This is a genomic window from Rhodococcus sp. NPDC056960 (genome assembly GCF_042674125.1).
Lineage (GTDB): Bacteria > Actinomycetota > Actinomycetes > Mycobacteriales > Mycobacteriaceae > Rhodococcus_F.
Map to the genome: position 1 here is coordinate 99,810 of NZ_JBHURF010000026.1, position 19,875 is coordinate 119,684.

Annotated in this window: 15 protein-coding genes and 2 pseudogenes; 5 read left to right on the top strand and 12 right to left on the bottom strand. The window is 62.7% G+C overall.

What is annotated here, in order from left to right; translation table 11 throughout:
* Positions 1-812: 812 nt before the first annotated feature.
* Positions 813-1,517: a tyrosine-type recombinase/integrase gene (locus ACFTWF_RS33975; RefSeq protein ID WP_378465469.1), complete on the bottom strand. Its 705-nt coding sequence runs from the start codon at positions 1,515-1,517 to the stop codon at positions 813-815.
* A 167-nt stretch (positions 1,518-1,684) separates the two neighbouring features.
* Between ACFTWF_RS33975 and ACFTWF_RS33980 the strand changes: the two are divergent.
* Positions 1,685-2,783: pseudogene (locus ACFTWF_RS33980) on the top strand (IS630 family transposase).
* Positions 2,784-3,177: 394 nt separating this feature from the next.
* Here the strand turns inward: ACFTWF_RS33980 and ACFTWF_RS33985 are convergent.
* The 11 genes and pseudogenes from ACFTWF_RS33985 to ACFTWF_RS34035 form a co-directional block, all read right to left on the bottom strand.
* Positions 3,178-3,894, bottom strand: coding sequence for an NADPH-dependent F420 reductase (locus tag ACFTWF_RS33985; protein WP_378465470.1), 717 nt, complete (start codon positions 3,892-3,894; stop codon positions 3,178-3,180).
* 144 nt (positions 3,895-4,038) lie between these two features.
* Positions 4,039-4,539, bottom strand: a complete 501-nt coding sequence (locus ACFTWF_RS33990; RefSeq protein ID WP_378465471.1) for a nuclear transport factor 2 family protein — start codon at positions 4,537-4,539, stop codon at positions 4,039-4,041.
* A 303-nt stretch (positions 4,540-4,842) separates the two neighbouring features.
* Complete coding sequence (locus ACFTWF_RS33995; RefSeq protein WP_378465472.1) at positions 4,843-6,156, bottom strand: flavin monoamine oxidase family protein; 1,314 nt, start codon at positions 6,154-6,156, stop codon at positions 4,843-4,845.
* A gap of 75 nt (positions 6,157-6,231) precedes the next feature.
* Complete coding sequence (locus ACFTWF_RS34000; RefSeq protein WP_378465473.1) at positions 6,232-8,205, bottom strand: NAD(P)-binding protein; 1,974 nt, start codon at positions 8,203-8,205, stop codon at positions 6,232-6,234.
* A 1,029-nt stretch (positions 8,206-9,234) separates the two neighbouring features.
* Positions 9,235-9,843, bottom strand: a complete 609-nt coding sequence (locus ACFTWF_RS34005) for a transposase (protein ID WP_378465474.1) — start codon at positions 9,841-9,843, stop codon at positions 9,235-9,237.
* Positions 9,822-9,935, bottom strand: a pseudogene (locus tag ACFTWF_RS34010) (hypothetical protein); the annotation flags it as partial. The gene ACFTWF_RS34005 and the pseudogene ACFTWF_RS34010, both read right to left, overlap by 22 nt.
* Before the next feature lie 523 nt (positions 9,936-10,458).
* Positions 10,459-11,313 (bottom strand): alpha/beta fold hydrolase, encoded by an 855-nt coding sequence (locus ACFTWF_RS34015; protein WP_378465475.1) that lies wholly within the window; start codon positions 11,311-11,313, stop codon positions 10,459-10,461.
* Positions 11,310-11,555 (bottom strand): hypothetical protein, encoded by a 246-nt coding sequence (locus tag ACFTWF_RS34020; protein ID WP_378465476.1) that lies wholly within the window; start codon positions 11,553-11,555, stop codon positions 11,310-11,312. The genes ACFTWF_RS34015 and ACFTWF_RS34020 overlap by 4 nt, the downstream gene beginning before the upstream one ends.
* 581 nt (positions 11,556-12,136) lie before the next feature.
* Positions 12,137-12,874, bottom strand: a complete 738-nt coding sequence (locus ACFTWF_RS34025; RefSeq protein ID WP_378465477.1) for an EthD domain-containing protein — start codon at positions 12,872-12,874, stop codon at positions 12,137-12,139.
* Between the two features lie 74 nt (positions 12,875-12,948).
* Complete coding sequence (locus ACFTWF_RS34030) at positions 12,949-13,449, bottom strand: VOC family protein (protein ID WP_378465478.1); 501 nt, start codon at positions 13,447-13,449, stop codon at positions 12,949-12,951.
* Between the two features lie 626 nt (positions 13,450-14,075).
* Positions 14,076-14,996 (bottom strand): fumarylacetoacetate hydrolase family protein, encoded by a 921-nt coding sequence (locus ACFTWF_RS34035; RefSeq protein WP_378465479.1) that lies wholly within the window; start codon positions 14,994-14,996, stop codon positions 14,076-14,078.
* Between the two features lie 758 nt (positions 14,997-15,754).
* Between ACFTWF_RS34035 and ACFTWF_RS34040 the strand changes: the two genes are divergently transcribed.
* The 4 genes from ACFTWF_RS34040 to ACFTWF_RS34055 all read left to right on the top strand — a co-directional run bounded on the left by ACFTWF_RS34040 (position 15,755) and on the right by ACFTWF_RS34055 (position 19,833).
* Positions 15,755-16,420 (top strand): 3-oxoacid CoA-transferase subunit A, encoded by a 666-nt coding sequence (locus ACFTWF_RS34040; protein WP_378465480.1) that lies wholly within the window; start codon positions 15,755-15,757, stop codon positions 16,418-16,420.
* 68 nt (positions 16,421-16,488) lie between these two features.
* A complete protein-coding gene (locus ACFTWF_RS34045) occupies positions 16,489-17,169 on the top strand; it encodes a CoA-transferase (protein ID WP_378465481.1) in 681 nt (226 codons plus the stop codon).
* A gap of 1 nt (position 17,170) precedes the next feature.
* Positions 17,171-19,006 (top strand): FAD-dependent monooxygenase, encoded by a 1,836-nt coding sequence (locus ACFTWF_RS34050; RefSeq protein WP_378465482.1) that lies wholly within the window; start codon positions 17,171-17,173, stop codon positions 19,004-19,006.
* Positions 19,003-19,833 (top strand): alpha/beta fold hydrolase, encoded by an 831-nt coding sequence (locus ACFTWF_RS34055; protein WP_378465483.1) that lies wholly within the window; start codon positions 19,003-19,005, stop codon positions 19,831-19,833. Before ACFTWF_RS34050 ends, ACFTWF_RS34055 begins: the two co-directional genes overlap by 4 nt.
* Positions 19,834-19,875 lie beyond the last annotated feature (42 nt).

A 19,875-nucleotide genomic window follows, 5' to 3' on the forward strand; every position in this document is an offset into this window, starting at 1 on the left:
CGCATCCTGTCCGGCACCGCCGAGCGATCCAACGGTGCGCTCACGCTCGTCGCCCTCGCACTGGAGGCGGATGCCCCTAGAAACGCTCTGACACAGCGACATACGGACTTTAAGAACGAGTCCTACACGCGGGTGGCCGATCGCGGGGCGCCACCGGAAGTCGAGACCCGCCTCCGGGCCCACCATCGCCGCACTGAAGACCATCGCGAACAAGAACGCCGAACTCGTCCAACTTCGGGCCGACGTCCCCGCCCTTGTCCAGGCGGTGAAATAGACTCACGCTTGAGAATCACGTGCTGCGGGATGGGGGCACGGGGCAGAGTTGTCGGAAATGCGATTCGGCCGCCTGCTGGCGCGATCATTCTTCTGTGTGGTGTCGCTGCCGTCGCCGAATCGGGATGACCTCAGCGCTGGGGTTCGCCACCGCCTCGCGCCAAGGACCTCATCGTGCGCGGCGGTTTCAACGTTTACCAATCCCGGCCGCGGGGAGCTTCATCTGCCCAAGGAACACCACCACGCTGGCTGCCGCAGGTTGGTCAGGTGCATGGCTTCAGGATCTCAACACGCAGACTTGACAGGCAACAGCATCGCCTCCACCATGGCGCCCTCTGGACGCAGCTGCACCACACCGGACACCAACTCGAGGTGCGCTGCACCCGCCAGATCACCACGCCCCACCGCCGTCTCCCAACGCCGATCTGCTGAGACCCTTCAAGCCATGGAAACTGCATTAAACGGGTGCATTGTGCAAGTGGTGCAGCTCAGACGGCGTGTCATCCAGCGCCCGAGGAACTGTTACTGTAGCGCGTCCATCAGGCGACCTGCGGAAATGCTCCCGTCTGATGCAATTCCCGAGGGTTGGCGTAAACCATCGTCATCGTCATGGCTTTATGCCCGAGCAAGGCAGCGATCGCCTCGAGGCTCATGCCCCGGTTGATCGCCTGGGTGGCGAGAGCATGGCGAAGCTGGTGGGGGTGCACGTGTCCGATTCCCGCTGCGGCAGAAGCAGATTGGACGACCATGTCGACGAGGGTGCCCGGGATCGGCCAGCCGCGGTCGGTGAACAGCAGCGGGCTGTCCTGCCAGTCCGGGCGGTGCGTGAGCCAGGCGTCGATCATTGTTTTCAGTTGTGGGTGCAGCGGGACGTAGCGGTCGTTGTGGAGCTTGCCGATCGGGATCCGCAGCCAGTAGGCCGAGCCGATCTGGACCACCGAATCGACGGTCAGGCCCAGGAGTCGCCCTTGCGCATGCCCGTGCGCGAGAGCACTCGATGCAGAGACGATCGAACTCGTCGGGCAGGTTGCGGGCCGCGGTGAGGAACTTCGCGGCGGCGCCGTCGTCGAGGAACCTCGGCAGCGGCTCGTCCTTGATCGACCGGTCCGACGAGTAGACCGGCGCCCGGGCGGGATGTCGGGGTAGTCCCATTCGATGATGCGCTGGTAGAACGCGCTCAGGTGGCCCATCCGCATCCCGATGGTGGTCTTGGACAGACTCGTGGTGCGCATGGTGGCGGCCATGACGGGCGCTGCGTCCTCGACACGGTCCCAGCCGATTTCTGGGACCGTGCGGGCGGCCCACAGTTTCCGTGGATGCGGGACGGGGCCTTGGCCGCGGTTGAACATGACGGGCGAGGCGGACGACGTTCTCGTTGCGGGGCAGGCGTTGGGCTTGGATGAACTGAGGCATGCCTCGAACCGGACGCCCGAAGGCTGAGTTGATGTTGACCGATAACGAACGCGAACAACTCGTTCGATGGTCGCGGTGAGCGAAAACCCCACAATCGTTGGCACTGAGGTCGCGGATCGTGTTGGCCTGCGCGGAGTCCGGGGATGACCAACAAGCAAGTCGCGGCAGACCTGGGGATATCCGCCAACACGGTCAAGAAATGGCGCGGGCGCTTCGTCGACCGACGCCTCGACGGCTTGGTCGACGAACCTCGACCGGGTCGTCCGCCCTCGATCTTGCTGGACCGGGTCGAAGACGTGGTCACCGCAACACTGGAAACCACCCCGGCCAATGCGACGACGCACTGGTCGCGTACCTCGATGGCCAAGCGCACCGGCCTGTCACCGTCGACGATCGGCCGGATCTGGCGCAAGTTCGAACTCAAACCGCATCTGACCGACGGTTTCAAGCTTTCCACGGATCCGCAGTTCGTGAACAAGGTCGTCGATACTGTTGGCCTTTACCATAATCCGCCCGAGCATGCCGTCATCCTCTGTGTGGACGCGAAGAGCCAGATGCAGGCATTGAACCGTTCCCAGCCGATGCTGCCGATGATGCCCGGCATGCCGGAACGGCGCAGTCATGACTACGCCCGCAGCGGCGTCACCAGCCTGTTCGCGGCATTCAACATCGCCGACGGCACGGTGAACTCCGAGCTTCATCGACGTCACCGGGCCGTGGAGTTCAAGAAGTTCCTCGCCGCGATCGACAAGGCCGTCCCCGACGAGTTGGACGTGCATCTCGTCTGCGACAACCTGGCCACCCACAAGACGCCGGCAGTGGGCGACTGGTTGGCCAAGCACCCACGTTTTCACGTCCACTTCACCCCGACCGGGTCCTCCTGGATCAATCAGGTCGAGCGATGGTTCGCATTCCTGACCGATCAGCTGCTCCGCCGTGGTGTACACAAAAGCGTTGCAGCACTGGAGAAAGACGTTCGCAACTGGATTAAGACCTGGAACGACGACCGGAAGCCGATCGTCTGGCACAAGACCGCCGAGGAGATCCTCGATTCCCTCGCCATATATATCTCACGAATTTCTGACGCGGGACACTAGTGGGCCTTTGGTACTAGTGGGCCTTTGTAAGATTGTTGTGCAGCCTCCGATCTCGCGAAGACCGCAGAACTCCATGCGCGCAGGCACTGACCAAGATCATCTGGCGCGGCACCAAGATCGGCGGCCGCGGCGATACGGTCGCGGCTCGTGGGCGCTGCGGGTGCGCCCGACGAATCGGACCATCCCCCGAGACAAGAACGGCGTCCTGCCTCAGTCCTGGTGTCCACGAATGACCCAAGTTATCTCGGCACATCGTGGACACCGGATCTCACCTCTTCGGCAACACCGGATCTCAGTACTTCGTGGCATCGGCGCCTTTCGGGAACGCTGCAGGCCCCTTCGCCATGGACGCGTCTGCGCCAGCGCGCCGAACGTCCACTCGCGAGATGACCCATCAGAACGTACGGTCCGCCACCCGGACACGCTCGGCCCGAGCGAGTGCGGCTTGCAGCTTGGTAGCGGGCACCGGAGCCGAGGGAGCTTCGAACATCCGTTCCATGGAAGTGGCCGGATCGGCGAGATAGAGCCGTGAGTAGGCGTCCGACTCGGGCTCGAACCGCCAACTGTCCACCAAGGGGCCGGCGTCCACGGTGTCGAAACCGATCCTGTCGATGAGGACAGCGGCCTCTGCCTTGGCAGCCTCATCATCACTGGCGATTGGCAGCGCGCTCCGGTCAGCAGCACCGACTGGGCGGGCCAGCTGAGAGATGTGGTGCGCCATGATGTTGTTGAAGGTCTTGACCAGAGGAACCCCGTCGAAGTGCGCCTGAATGAGTTCACTCGTGGTTACTTCGTGACTGTCCAGTTGGGGTACTCGCCCGTCCCGGAAGGGGTAGTAGTTACTGGTGTCCAGCATCGTCTTGCCCTGAAGGCCCTGGGTGGGAATCGCCACGTACGCCGTGAGAGGCACGGAGAGCAGTACGAGATCACCAGCCTCGGCCGCATCGTGGACAGAACCTGCAGATGCCAGTGGCCCCAGTTCGGCAATAAGACCTGTGAGGCTCTCTGGGCCGCGGGAGTTGGCCACAACGACATGTATGCCCGCCGCTACTGCGAGGCGGGCGACCGCCGACCCGATGTTCCCGCTCCCGATAATTCCGAGTCTCTGCATGTATCTCGTTCCTTTCTATATGTCGAAGGGTTCGATGTTCGTCACGTTCCGCCTGCGCCACTCTGTTCACGTGCGCACTGTGGCGCCATTCTGCGTTCGCGCCTTGTCGCGTTCACCGCTTCCCGCTGATCTCGCAGCTCCAACTCACCAACGCTCGGCGTAGATCGGGTCGTGCGGGTAGAGCGCACCAAAGTTCGAACTAGGAGGGATACCGAACAGCTCGGCGTAGTCCGACTCTGGGTTCAGCCGCTGTGCGAGATCCCATATACACGTCCTCGACAGGACCTTCCACTCGCCGTCGCGTCGCTCGCAGAGGTCTCGATATCGGCCGCACAGCAGATCGACCGCAGCGCCATCAGTCGGCACCTTGATGTATATAAATGCGGTCTCACGCTTGGCCTGCTCACCGTCAAGTTCCACCAACATGTTAGAAATGTAGTGACTGGCCTTGTGTGACGACACCTTCTGAGCTTCAAATGCTTCAGTGCAGAAGTCATGGGAGAGTCCGACGAAACTGCCATGGTCGTCAGTGGACTCCGGCCAGAAAGTCGACTTTACAAGCTCAAGGTCTTTGCGATCTATCCCGCGGCAATAGCTGGCCATGTTCTCGTAAAGTGCTTGCTTGGCGATCAACGCGGTCACCATTTGGCGCTCCTCAGCATACGCAGCCGATTCGTCCACGGCCGAAATGACTCTCGGAATCACCGGACGATCTCCCTGCCAAGACTACGAAGCTCGTTCTCTATTGGGATGAGCGTCACGTGCAGCATCCTTTCCACCATGTCCAATTCCTCTCCAATATCCAGGTCCACCTTGGGTTACGGGCTCCAGCGATCCGGCTTGCCCCGGATCTCGGTCTTGGAGCAGCCGTCGCCGAGGGCGACGCGGGATCCACGCGGAACATCGGCGCGATCGAGGAGCCGGCGTTGCCATGCGGCAGGGTTTCGTTCACCGACGATGCGTCGTTAGGAGCTCGCCGACGCGACGCGCCGCGTGGGTTCCCGATTGCAGTGCGCCGTCGACTCCGACCAACGCGTTCGCGAGCTCCGCGCTCGCGAACACCAGACGACTCTCCGCGGTTTGGAGGTAGGGCACGGTCTGAGACAGTTGGCGGGGCCGGAGGTGATGCTGCCCGCCTCGTGCGTAGACGTCGCTGCCCCAATCGTGCGAGAAGACGTCCACGATCTTCGCGCGCGGAAGCGGGAAGATCGTCTCGAATTCCTTAGCGAGCTTGTCCTTGTCCCCGGTGTCGAGGCCGTCGCTGAGACTGAAGCCGAGGATCGTGGTGAGACCGTCTGGTCGGACGATGTCCTTTCGGGCATGCACCAGCGGGGCATCGGTCCGGTCTGCGCGCAACACGAATAGATCCTCGACCTCGCCCTCGGCCAGCGCCCAGATTTTGGTCAGGTGTGGCGTCGCATAGACCTCGTCCGCATCGGTACGCCGGGCGGGAAGCTTTGGATCAACGTCGAGGGTAGGCCAGATCGTCGGTGGCGTGGCAACGATGCACGCCAACGCCGTGTAGGTCTCGCCGGCCTCCGTGTGCACCGCCACCGTTGTCTCGTCGTGAACGATCCGGGCGACCGGCGATCCCAGCCGTATATGGGCGCGGGACTCGGCCGCGATGCTATCCACCAGTGCTTTCATGCCTCCCGCCAGACGGAATCGGCTTGACATCTCGAGCATCCGATTCAAGCTGTGGCCGGCCATCGCATAGTGCTTCACGAGAGACGAAACCCCGGCTTGATCTCGCAGCCCGCTGGTGCGAACGGTCATCCAGGCCTCGAGCCACGCCCTCTCCTCACTGGTGAGGTCCAGCTGCTCCACACGACTGCTGACGGAGAGTTCGTCCATAGCGACCAGGGCGTCGATGTCGAACCAGGGGTCGAATGGACGAGGGATGGACTCGCCGAGTCCGCGGAAGAACGCCTCGAGCCCCTTGCCCAGATGAGTGAGCGCCTCGTGGGCAGCGAGGCGCGTCAAACCGTCGTCGTGCGCGAGCGCGAACGTGGAAAAGGAGCCGACCTCGACGACCTCGAGCCGATAGCGCATGATCTCGGCCCACAGGTGTGGGTTCAGCCAGTGCACGTTCATGGCACCCATCTCGATGGGAGAGCCATCCCAGTCCGCTGTCCACGCCCGCCCGCCGAGGTGATCCTTGGCCTCCAACAGCAGCACGCGCTGATCGAGCATCCGAAGCTCACGCGCCGCCACGAGACCCGCGAGGCCGCCTCCCACGATGATCACGTCATAATCCGGCATCTCTTCTCCTTCTTCTAGGTTCACCCGTGACCGACCTGTTCCGAATCCCCAGCAACTCTGCTCGCCTCACGCCGCTCAGATCTGCCGCGCTACGACGTCGCCATGTGTGAACGCCATCATCGCGTCCCGGGGCGAGTACGCATCGCCGACGACCAGGACCTCCGTGCTGTGCCTGCGCGCGGCATCCAGCAACGAAGTCTCGGGTAGCCGGCTCTGCGCGAGCACCACGGCCGCGACTGGTCCGAGCTCAATGATCTCGCCCGTGAACGTACGCTGCGCGCGGACTCGGCCGCCTGTGGCCGAGACGAGATCGGTGCGCTCTAGAAGGGTGCAGCCCCCGCCCTTCAGTCGGTCCAGAAGGTCCGTGCGGTGCGTGAAGCCGGTCGATTGGCTGATCGTCGGCAACGGCGACGTGATGATGACCTGGTGTCCGCTCGCCGCCAACTGCTCGTAGGTAACCATCGCTTCCTCGGTGCCGAGAGAGTCGTGGACGACGACGGTTTCCTTCGGTGCCCCGACGAGTTCCTTGAGGGCGAGCTCCGGAGAGTACACGGCGACCGAGCCATCCGTCGGGAACCGTGGCGGCGGCGCGATGGACCCAGTGGCAAGGACTACAACGTCGACCCCGGACGAGGCGAGCACCTCCTCGTCGACGTGCACGCCCAGCCGCACCTGCACACCCATGCGGGCCAGTTCGGCCTCAAGCCACGCGGTGGAAGCCACTAGTTCGTGCGCACCCGTGACATTCGTGATGCTGCCGAGCCGTCCCCCAGCTTGACTGCCTGCCTCCAAGACCACCACATCGTTACCACGACGCGCTGCGATCTCGGCCACCTTGAGCCCGGCAGGCCCTGCCCCCACCACCAGCACGGACCTCGGCGAGGCGACCGGCTGCGGGTCATTACGTCGGTATTCGCGACCCACGTCGGGGTTGTGGAAGCAATAGACATCACCCCCTGCGCCGAGCCGATCGATGCATCCTTGATTAGCGCCCACGCAGAGACGCACGCGATCCGCTTCGCCGCGCTTGGACTTTTCCAGGATGTCGGGGTCGGCGATGTGCGCTCTTGTGAGCCCGACGAAGTCGCAGTCGCCACGCTGAAGCGCGTCCTCGGCCGCCTGCACCGTCGTCAGCCTGCCGACGCCCAACACAGCTGCCTTACCGTCGAGCTCCCGCCGCAGTCTTGCCGCTGATGGGAGGAACTCCCCGAGCGGACGCCGGTATGTTCCCACCACCCGCCCGTAGTCCGACGCCTGGGACCCGTGCGTAGGGTTGAAGTAATCGACCATTCCCGTGTCAGCGAGCTCGAGGGCAATCTCCAGGAGTCGCTGCTCGGTTAGTCCCCCGGCCTCTGAGGGCTGGAAGTCCTTGGTCGCGATGCGCACGCCCAGCACGCCTTTCGGTCCGAGCCCAGCCCGGACGCGTGCTGTTACAGCCCTGAGGAAGCGCGTCGACGGTCCCCAATCATCGGTGCGCTGGTTGCGCCAAGGGCTGAAGGATTGCTGCAGCAGGTAGCCGTGTCCAGCGTGCAGCTCGACGCCATCAATGCCGCTCGCGACAGCAAGCTCGGCAAGCCTGCCGTAACCTTCGATGATCGCATCGATCTCATCCGGGCTCAGTTCGTGTGCAACTTCGGTGCCTGAAGTCGACGGCGCGGCCGAGAAGGCGACGAGGCCCTCCCCATCCGAGGGAGCCGACTCATCGTAGTTGACACCCGGGAGTGACGAATTACCCTGCACTCCTGCGTTATGCAGCTGCACGAACGTGCCACATCCATGCTCCCGTGCCACATCCGCGAAGCGACGTAGCTTGGATCCGACGTGCTCGAGCTGAAACGGATGCCGGTCGTCGACACCCCAGACGGGAAGAGCGCTGAGACCGAAGAACCCGACGCCACCCTCCATGCGTCGTCGTACATATCCGAGGTACTTGTCCGTCGACCTCTCGTGGTCGTTTTCCCAGTGACGGTACGAGAACTTGTGGGATGTGACCGCGACCCGGTTCTTCAGTATCACCGGACCGAGTTCGAGCGGCTCGAAAAGCTTCACAGCACGACCTCCTCGTGGGCGTTTCTCCCCTGCCCCGAGCCGGGGTCATAGCCCGACCCATTCGTGCGCGTGCGAATCACCATGTGCAGCGTTCCTTTGTATCGTCACGTCTGGTTCCGAAACGTTCGCCTCTGGGCGGCCCGACCTTCCGTGCCATCGAGCTTTCCTGGTGGACATTACGGGTTTCGCCAGGGGTCTCAGCGACATTGGTCACAGTGACGCCGGATGTCTGGCGGGGCCATTATTCGCAGTCATTGATGTCCACATTTTCGGCTGCACGCCGATGTGTGATGATGGGTTAAAGGGTTAAACAGAGAATGACTCGCCGGTCGCGGCGCGGTGGCCAGCCCGCATGCCGCATACGATCGCGGGACCGATCGTCGCCCGCCCATGCCCATGCCCATCGTGCTCGCTATTGGTGCGTCCCGGGTTCGACGGCGTGCGTGATTCTGAACTCTGGTGCTTGACACCAAGAGTTTTGAATCTCCCTGGATCTGTCAGAGGGTTCCGGTCTAAGCTTGAGGTTTATCCTGTGCGATTTCTTCTTTTCGACCGTTTGCTGCTGTCGGTGGTGCGTCGTTTCCCACGTCATAGCCTCAGGGCGAGGCAACTGTTCCTCGACCCCGTGGGGGTCCGGGACCGGGCTTGGTGGGTTTCGGCGCACCGGCCGGACAGAGCATGGTCTGGCGGATGCGCGAAAACCCCCGCCGCACCCGAGCCGGTGCGAGCCGGCGAGGTGGGGTGGATTCTCCCACGGCCGGCGGAGGTCCTCGGCGAGCGGGCGGGCCAGCCGTAGCTGGGTGCGCGCGACGATCCCCCGCCAGGTCCACCGATCGGCGGCTTCGGGGCTGCGGATCTTCGGTGCTGTCCAGCCAAGGGTCTGCTTGAGCAGTCGGAAGGTGTGTTCGAGGTCGAAGCGGCGCAGGTACAGCTGCCACAACCGATCGATCTGTCCGGCGCCAATGTCCGGGTCGGAACACCACAGCCATACCGGGGTCGGATGGCGGTCGCCGGGCAGATGGTCGACGGTCAGCCGGATGACCGTGCCCTCCACGATCGGCGGTAGTCCCGGATGCTCGGCCCAGGAGCCACTGTGGGTAATCCTCGGGTGCAACCGATTCGATTCCTGCGCGGTGGCGGCACCGTACCGGTCGGTGGCGGTGTTGGTGGTGGCCGCCGGGGTGCGCCAACTCTGCTGGTCGGCGAAACGGAACTCGCCCCGTGTCGAGGTGGGCGCCCGGTCCGGCCTGGCGGTGGTGCCGGGAAACACAGCACCTTATCCGACCGCATCCGCCCCAACACCACCACCGGTAGATCGGCGAGCAGGAACGCCAGCCGGGCCAGCTCGTAGCCGGAATCGAAGATCAGCAGGATGTCCGGGTCCCCCTCTTTCCACTGCCCGGATTCCTGCAAACGGGTGACGACGTCACTGATTTGTAGTGCGGCAACTGCTGTTTCGTTGTCATCGGGGTGCAGGCGCCCCGCATCGAGGACTGCCGTCCACGAACTACGACCGGGTTCGAGGGCGGCGATGAACGAGTACGGCCACCCGGGATCAGCTGCGCCGCATTCTTCCCGCGCCCATAGACGTGGCAGAACGCCCGCTGCGGGTTGGCCGGGGCATCCGGGCGCAGCCACGCACTGATATCGACGGCAAGCACGATCCGGCCGTCGTGGTCGCGGGGTACAGTCAGGGTGCGCAGTGAGCGTCGCAGCCGGGCTGAAATCAATTCGGTCGCCGTTCAGTCCGTCGTAGAGGGCACCGAGTCCGCGACGACGCTCACCGGTCAGTGACAACTCCAACAGCGTTCGGACCGGCGCGCCCGCACACAGCAGTGGCGTCGGTCAGTTCGAACAACGCGGTTCAGGCGGCCGGAGTCAGGGTGACGCAGTACCCGAGAGCTTCGAGTTGACGAATATGTTTGCGTTTCTTCGTGTCCGGATTGATGTGACGGGTGAATGATCGGCACCGAGATCGACGAAGACCGGTTAGGAATCAACCTCCACTCCCGGGTCTCATGGTGCTCACCGGCTGGCTGGCTCTGTGATCAGCTACCCCCTCTTGATCCGTTCCCTGTCGAAGGCTCACAGATCGATTCCCATTAGGCCTGCCATGCCGGGTTCCAACGGCAACGGCGGCACCACGCCCTCCGCGGCCGACTGAACGCCGCAGGCTACGGAGGCCCATCCCCGTTCCGTTGGAAACAGCAACGCCAGACCTTCAAACAACCGGGCATCGATCGTCTGTCCCGATTACTCCGCCATGGGCGCGGGGACGAGGCGGCTGCGCAGGAATTGGCCTAGCACGCGAGCGGTGTCGTCGGGATGGGACACATTCGGGCTGTGGCCCGTCGGCATCACCGTAATCTGCGCCGCCACGAGTTCGTCTGCGAGGTGCCGCGTCCACTCGGAGAGTAAGAGGTCGTCGTCTCGCCCCGCGATCAGCAGCGTGGGCGTGCCGACGCCGCGCAGCGACTCGGGGAAAGGGTCCCGCGAAACCGGTCTCGATCGTAGGAAGACGTCGGGCACCTCTAGGTGCGCGGCCAACAGCGTTTCGTAGTGGCCGGGCTCCCGCGCCCATGCCAGTCGACGGTCGACGTATTCGGCGTCTTTCGGGTCGATGCCGAGCAATTCGACGTAACGCTCCATGTCCTTACTGGTTCCGTCGAATCGGGTGAGCTCTGAGAGCGCTTTCTCGGTCTTCCAGGGACCGCCCGTGCCGCCAATGCTCACCACTGCGCTGATCCGGCTCCTCGCCTCCGGGTCGACGAGGGCGCGCACCGCGATCGTCCCGCCGAACGAGTTCCCTACGAACGCGGCCGACTCGATGCCGAGACGATCGAGGACCGCCAGTAGATGCTCTGTACGGACCTTGACTCCGGATCGGTCGAAAAATCCGATCTTGTCGGTACCGCCGTAGCCGATCATGTCGGGGGCCACGATCTGAAACTCGCGCGCGAGGACCGGGATCACGCGTTCCCACGACATGTCCGCGGAAGCCCCCCAACCGCCATCGTGGAGCAGCAGCACGGGCGGCGCGCCGTTCGATCCGGCTGTCAGAACGCGGGTGCGCACTCCGCGGGCGTCGATCCATTGCTCGGCGGTCATCGCGAGGCCTCCCCGGCGAACTCGCGCGCGGTGGGTGCGGTGACCGGCGAGCCGCAGATCGTCCGCATCGCCTCGCGGAACGCGGCTTCAGGATCGTCCGGTGCGGCGGCGTGCCACCCGAAGAGTCCGTCGGATCGGACCAGCACCGCGTCTTTGTCCGTGCCCAGCAGGCGCCTCCATTCCCCAGATGGGGCGCCGATCGCCGACACGTATCCCGGCGACCGCGGAGCCGAGATCGGCACAGACCGTGACCACTCCAATGCACTCTCCCTTTCATCAAAAGCCGCGAAACACCCGTCAGGAGTCGCCGAGAGGACACGCTAGCGCCGCGTTGCGGCCCGATCAGCGACTTTTGTCACACGAGCCCCGACTAGGCTGTGTCAAGGAATTTAGACAGTCCTCGGCTTTTCGTTCGTGTCAGGCCGCCCTAGCGAGGTCGTCGGCGGCGGTCTGGTGTGTGTCGGCCCAGGCTCGGGCCAGGATGCGGTAGCCGAGGCTGGAGTTGAAGGGTCGGACGCGGCGAGGGACGTGTAGACGGCTATCCATGTCCGCGCCTCGTGGGACGATCTGCCACCTTTGGCGTCCATCCATTCGACTGTCCATTGATCCTCCCCGATTGGACTGATGAGCCAAATCGTCTTGCATGCAAAGTGTTGGGTGCTCTGCAGTGGAAGTGTTCGAGTGCCAGGATATTACGCCGATTGAATCGGCACCGCCAGTAGGGGGCGCCATCGACATTTAGGAATGAATACACGCTCGGCTGTATCGCAATTGTTCGGGCGATGGGTCAGTGCCTGATGACCGCTTTTCGCTCGTAGGGCGGTCAGTGAGGTGCAGGGGTCAGGCTGTCAATCGGAATGATCTCGCGGCACAAGTACGTGAAGCTTCGATCGGTGAGGAAATCTTTGCGCAGCCGTGAGTTCGCCTTGCGTACCTGCTCGTTGTCGAGGAAGGTTGCCATGTCCAAATGATTGGCAAACCAGAATTCGTCGTAGCAGACGAACTCGTTCATCGGTACGTTCTCCCAGCGTGTGTTCTTAAATACATCTGGATGTACTGATCCGGCGACGCGGTTGCGAACGTGACGCAGGATCGGCTCAGCTGCGGTGACCTCTTCGGCGAACTCGCCCGCCCATTTGGACTCGAATGCATCGCGATCAGCCGGATCACGCAGTTCGTAGAAGACGGCCGCCTTGACCGCTGAGTCGTTCGCGATCCCGTCGATGACGACCTCGTCCTCGGTGAGGACCGTTACCACCTTCTCTGGATCGGATAGCAGATGACCTCGGACGTTGGCGATGTAGTCAGGATCGTTGAAGCAGTCAATGAACTCCTGGATTCCAGTGAATGTCAGTTGGCTCATGGCATCCCACCCTTCCAGTCCGAGCGGCAGGGGCGGGCTAGGGAGGGCGCCGTCATGCAGTGCGGGGTTCTGGACGTAACGTCGCACGAGTTTCATGACGCCCGGAGAGCGGCGCATGATGTCGACATGCTCGCCGTGCCACTCCTTGTAGAACCACTCCAAAGTGTCGCCCTGCCGGCGACGGGAGACGTTCGACATTCGGATCATGTGTTACCTCGCCGATGATTCGTTTGGTGTGGGTGGGGTGGCCATTGCGATTGCGCAAACTGCTATCAACCGAAGTCAACTTTGTTCGTGAAGTGCATGAGCTCGACACGATTGCCATCCGGATCGAGGCAGAAGAGGCAGACCCCCGAAGTTTCGGGCCACTCAAGGTCGAGCCTGGTCTGCTCGAGATAGGTTCCCCCGTGGGTGGTCAAGGTCTCGATCGCAGAGTCAATATCGTCGACATGGAGCGAGAGATGAGTCATGCCGCGGTGGTGCATGGGGCGTACCGCGTGTGCGGAAGCGGGCACGCTTTCCGGAGATTCCATCTCGATGAGCTCAAGCAGTAGTCCGTCCAACCGTACATACTGGGCGCGGCCCCGCAGCTCCACTCCATCGTCCACCCCGACGAGGTCGCGGTGCTCGTCGTTCAGCGGCAGCGCGATGCCCTCGGTAAAGCCAAGCCCGTCACGGTAAAAGGCCACTGCCCGCTCCATGTCCGACACACACAATCCGATATGTGAGAAACGGAATCCATTGTCCCGCTCGTTGTTAACGTTCGCACTCATAATATCCCTTTCGATGTGAGTCAACCGCAGGAGGTTCCCTCGAACAGTGGGCAGAGGGCTTACCGCGCTTCCGACGGCTGCTGCCTGAAATGACATCTCGTAGCTGCCGGAGCTTTGCATGTCCACCATCGAGTGTCAAAGAAGCGAATCTAGATGTCAACTGCAGCAATGCGATTAGATTTTTCGGCATAGAGGTGCCGATAGTATTCCTTGTGCTTGAATCTCGACCAGAGCGATTCAAATGGACTATTGTCCCAACATATCTCGGTTGCGGCCATCGGCCGGCGCAGCTCCGTGCTGGAGGCGCTCCGACGCAATGTTAGGGACGCTTTTCGGAATACACGGTTTTGATGGTCCGATAGCGCGGGTATGAGCATAGGCGGTTATTTTCGGCACATCGTAGGCGCTGAGTCTCACTTCTTTGGTGACACCGGATCTCAGTACTTCTACCGATCGTCAGAACCGCGTTACTCGAAAGGCGTCCCTAACACTGACCAGGCGTTCGCACCAACTACTATCGACTTTTCCACAGTAGGTCGCTGTCGCGAGCGACACGAAGATGCAGTCAGCTTGCCGCCACCGCTTGCACAGGTCCGTAGGGTGGAATGCTAGCAAGACTCAGCTACTCAGCGTCCTTCTGCAGACGGTTCGGCGACGACTTCGTTCTCAATGACGCCTATGCCAGTGACTTGCACTCGGACACGGTCGCCCAGAGTCAGCCACTTCTCTTGTACGGCGCCGACACCTGCAGGCGTACCGGTGGCGATAAGATCGCCGGGTTCGAGCGTACACACTTGTGATATTTGGCTGACGATCGCCCATGGGCTGAGGATCTGGTCCGCCAGAGTGCCCGACTGGCGGAGCTCTCCGTTCACCCATGTCCTGATCTCGGCGGAAGCAGGATCGAACTCGTCGGCGGTCACGATCCACGGGCCGATAGGCCCGTGTGTATCGAAGCTCTTACCGAGCCACGCCTGGGACGTCGTCGTCTGCCAATCGCGCACGGACACATCGTTAGCGACGACGTAGCCGGCGATCGCTGCCCGCGCCGCAGATTCGTCGGCATCTCTCAGGCGTCGGCCAATGACCACAGCTACTTCGCCCTCGTAGTCCAGAAAGGTCGACTTTCGCGGGAGCCAGATCGGGGAGTGGGGCCCGCTGATGCAGGAGACCTGTTTGTTGAAGATCATCGCGAACCGAGGATCGGGATAGGCTTGCGCGACCAATTGATTACGTCGATGTGCCGATTGCGCACGTGCCGTCGTTCCTCCGGACACCTCTGCCAGATGGTCGCGGGTGTTCATGCCGACGGCGAAGTATTTACTAGGCTGGGAGACCGGCGCCAGCAGTTCGAGCGAATCGATTGGCACCGGGAGTCGGCCGTCGGCCCGTGCATCGGCGCTCATCCGGGACCACAAGTCGAGCCCACCCTCGAGTATGCCTTCGACCTCTAGCCGATAACCGAGTTGCTGGACATCGACCAGTCGCTCATCCACCACTATCCCGATGCGCGGTCCATGGTCGGACATGTACCGTGCTAGTTTCACTTTCTCGTCCCTTCGTAGTCGGAGCCTCGTCGGCTCACCTTTCGACCCCGAGGTCGAGACGGTAGTTGACCACGAGTTCGCCGGCGACTACTGAAGTCACACCCCGGAAATTATTAGGCAGCCGTCGGGTGACCGCGCGAGAGTCACAGGAGATGGTGCATCTCGTCTCTCAGTCCCTCTCGTATCACGATTCAGATGCGTCAGATCCATGCCCGCGCGCAGTTGCGGTGGCGGGATACATCGCTGATCAGGCCCGGTGACATCGCATGCGTGATCCGCCACAATCTACCGTCGATGCGCTTGAACGTGCAGGTGAACCGACCCGAGAAGCTCACCTGTAAGGGAGTGCGTTCCGCCATCTGCAATGCGGTCGCGATTGCGTGAACGGACCTCTCTCCTACAGATCAGGTCGGCACCCTCACCGCCCAAGACGTGATCCACCTCATCCCATTACGACCGATGTTGGGATGTTATTGCCGGGTCATGCGTTCTTCTCCGCCCTTTCCAAGGCTACGCAGCCGGGCCGGACCTCGTTCATCGAGCAAAGGCATTGAGTTCGTCTATGCGAGGTTGGCCGTCCCACTCGTGTCCATGCACAAAAGTGTGCGGTAGGACTCTGGTCACCGCTCCGGCGATCCCGGGGACGCCGAAGCTGATCTGTGGCGAGATCTGCTCGGCGCTGGATGTGTGACCAAAGTGGCTGCAACGTCAGCTCCCGGCTTCTACTTTGCTAGTCAGTAGAGGAGCAGGAGTGAATAGTGATCAACAAGGTGAGGCCCGACGTACTCGATGCCTTGACAGGCATCAAAGACGGCGCGACGACATTCATCGCCGGGTTCGGCGGGGCAGGGTCTCCAGTAGCGCTCATCGAGGGTCTATGTGAGCTAGGACTAACTGGCCTTACGGTCGTCTCGAACAACGCCGGGATCGGATCGGACGGGCTCGCCCGGCTAATCGAGACCGGGGCAGTCGCCAAGATCATCTGCTCGTATCCGCGCTCAGCTGACTCGGTGGCATTCGACCAGCGTTACGATGCAGGATCGATCGAACTCGAACTCGTTCCGCAGGGAACGCTGGCAGAACGCATTCGGGCAGGGGGTGCGGGCATCGGCGGATTCTTCACTCCGACAACGGTCGGTACTGTTCTCGCGAAGGGAAAAGAGCATCGCGAGATCGCCGGTGTCACACAGGTACTCGAATACGGACTCCGAGCCGATGTCGCGCTCGTCAGTGCCCGGCTAGGTGACCGGTGGGGCAATCTCACCTACCGGTACGTGGCGCGGAACTTCGCGCCTGCGATGGCTTCGGCCGCGACTCTGACTGTTGCCCAGGTCGAGGAGGTCGTGCCTTTGGGGTCGATCGACCCACATCATGTCGTGACGCCCGCACCGTTCGTCGATCGAGTCGTGCAGGTCGACCGATGAGCACGCTGCGTCCGGCGTCGTCGGAAGATCGATCCCTCGGACTCGAACCAGTCGCGGTCGCGCGGGAGGTGGCGATCGATCTTCCCGACGGTTCCGTGGTGAACCTCGGGATAGGGATGCCGCAACGCGTGGGAGAAATGATCCCGCGCGGTCGAGAAGTGATCCTGCAAGCCGAGAATGGCGTCATCGGTATTGGTGCGAACGCTACCGATGAACAGCAGGACATGGACCTCATAGACGCGGGCAAACGTCCGATCACGCTCGTTGAAGGAGCATCAATTGTCGATCACGCGCAGTCCTTCGCGTTAATCCGAGGCGGACATCTCGACGCGTGCGTAATGGGTGCCTACGAAGTGTCCGTCGCCGGTGATCTGGCGAATTGGTCCACCGGGGGCGCCAAGGCGCCTGCTGTCGGTGGCGCCATGGACCTCGCACTGGGAGCGCGTGAGGTCATCGTGCTGATGAAACATCTCGGACGCCACGGTGCGCCGAAGATCGTCGCCCGCTGTTCGTTACCACTCACCGCACCCGGTGTGGTCACCCGCATCTACACCGAGCTCGGCATCTTCCAGCCTGCAGGCGACAGGTTGATCGCACTGGGATTGGCGACAGATCTCGACGAAGTCCGACGGCTCACACCGGGGATCACGGTCGACATCCACGAAGAGCATGTCACGCTCCCGCGGGTGGACGAGGAAGTGCAACTTCCGGTCCACCGCAGACACCTAACCCATATGGAGGAGAACTGAGATGAGAGTGCCCGTGTTGATCGTCGGGGGTGGCGGGTGCGGACTCGCACTGTCGACGTTTCTTTCTGACCGGAACGTCGAGCATCTCCTCGTGGAGAAGCATCCCGGGACTGCAGTCCTGCCCAAAGCAGGCTCCTACACACAGAGGACCATGGAGATCTTCCGCAGACATGGTCTGGCGCAAGAGATCTACAGTCTCGGTCCTCATCCCGACAGCGTGTCCAAAGTAGCGTTTTACACCTCCCTTGCGGGAGATGATGACATCGACCGGCAGCGCCTGCATGTCGCTCCGTTCCTCGGCTTCGCCGATCCCGACCGCGCCATCCATGAGCAAGACAGTCCGGAACGGTGCGCGATCCTGCCACAATGGGATCTCGAACCGATCCTCCGTCGCGCTGCCGAAGAGCGGAATCCGAACCGCGTCCGTTTCTCGCACGAATTGATCGCCTTCGACGAGGCGGCCGACGGAGTCACCGCCGCCATCCTCAACAAGGAGACGGGCGAGCGCACCACTGTCTATGCGGACTATCTGGTGGCTGCCGACGGAGGGCGCACGATCGGTCCGGAGATCGGAGTAGTCCCCCAGGGTCCGAGCGGCCTCGCGGAGATGGTCAGTCTCATCTTCGAAGCAGACCTGGGGCCACATCTCCCTGAGAACGACGTGATCATCTGGTTCTTCGTCAACCCGGACGGAGGTCCGTACAGCAGCGGCGTTCTCGTACCTCAGGGATCCGGCGAAGCCGGTTGGGGCCGTGGGCCGCAAGATGTCCGACGCTGGCGTCTGAACATCCGGTTCGCAGCCGGCGACCCGGCAGCCGATATCGATGATGAGGGTGCCGTCGAACTGATCCGTCGCCTGCTGAAGATCGACGACCTCGACGTGTCGATGATGGGCATCAGTCATTGGTCCCTGGAGGCCGTGATCGCCGAAACATTCCGCGCCGGGCGCGTGCTCATCGCAGGCGATGCGGCCCACCGCCAACCACCGACCACCGGACTGGGGTTGAACTCGGCCTTCCAGGACGCAGACAATCTCGCGTGGAAGCTCGCCGCGGTCACCTCCGGCGTCGCACCGGATTCCTTACTCGATTCCTACTCGACCGAGCGGAGGGCAATCGACGCGCTGCAGGTCGAGTGGGCAATGTTCACCTTCCAGAACCTCGGGAGGACTCTCGTGGCAGGATTGGGCATCGGACCCGAGATGTCGCGTGAACAGCGCCGCGACGTGTTCACCGAGCTGGTGGCCGACACCCCGATGGGCGCGGCTCGCAGAGCCATTCTGGACGAGGTCTGGCAGACTCAGCGAATCGAGTTTAACCCACACGATCTCGATCTCGGATACGTGTACTCGGATAGCGGCGCGGCGGTCGTCCCGGACGGATCGGTGCCGCCGCCCCGCGATCCGATGGGTTCGGTCTACACGCCCGAGGCCAGGCCCGGACATCGCCTGCCGCATGTCTGGCTGAAGTCGCCCGACGGAGAGCGGGTATCCACCCATGACCTGGCGCCGCTCAACGGGTTCACGGTGATCACCTCCGCACAAGGTCCTGGGTGGTCACGCGCTGCGGCGGAGATCTCGAAGGAGATCGGTCTGCCCATCACGGTCACCGTCATCGGCGACGGAGGTCACCGCCTCGTCTCCGGGGACTGGCACTCGGTACGCGGCGAGATCGATGACAGCGGGGCAATCCTCGTCCGGCCCGACAACTTCGTCGGCTGGCGCGTTGCGGAGGCTCCAGACGACCTCACCGGAGCGCTCCGGGACGCTGTGCGCGGCGTACTCGGGAAGAGCCCGATCCAGCTGGGAGAGACGAGGAACGTGGTGATCGCACGATGATCGAAGAACGTCATTACACAGTCCGCGGGGTGCGCACGCGAGTGCTGGTCGCAGGGGCTCCCGAGGCGCCGCCGATCCTGTTACTCCACGATGGCGGGTGGGGGGCATCGGCCGACATGTCCTGGGAGAGGATGATCCCCATCTTCGCGCAGGATCGCCGGGTCATCGCACCGGACCTGATCGGTTTCGGGGGCACGGACAAGATCTACAACTTCGCCGCGTCGACCGTAACTGTGCAGGTCGAGCATATGCTCGCGCTGCTCGATGAGCTGGGAATCATCTCAGTCCCATTCGTGGGCAGTTCATTCGGCGGAACGATGACCATCCGGGCGCTGACCGATCCGAACTACCGGCGCCGGATCTCAGCTGCCGTGACCCTGGGCGGCACGGGCGGCCCATGGAAGACGCCCAAAGCGCCAGCAGAGTTGACGCGATTCGACGGAACACGTGAGGACATGCAGCGGCTGGTCCGCCTACTCGGGATCGATGACCAGGACAGCGACTACGTCGATCGTCGGTTGGCGTGGTCCCATGTGCCAGGCCACTACGAGACGATGTCCGCCCCGCGCCTCACCGTCCCCGACGCCATCCGACGCAATGTGCCGGTGAACGACTTCCCCAAATCATTGCGTGGCGTCGACATCCCGACTCTCATCATTCACGGCGTGGAGGACGATCTCCTCGAATCGGATTGGGGCGAGCATCTGGCATCCGAGCTGACAGATGCACGCATAGAGATCTTGCCGTCCGGGCACTGTCCGAACGTAACAATGCCCGAGAAGACGGCGGAGGTCATCCACACCTTCCTCACCGACTGCGCCTGCTGAGACATGCGAGCGCACGAATGACCCACCATCCCGACGACCATA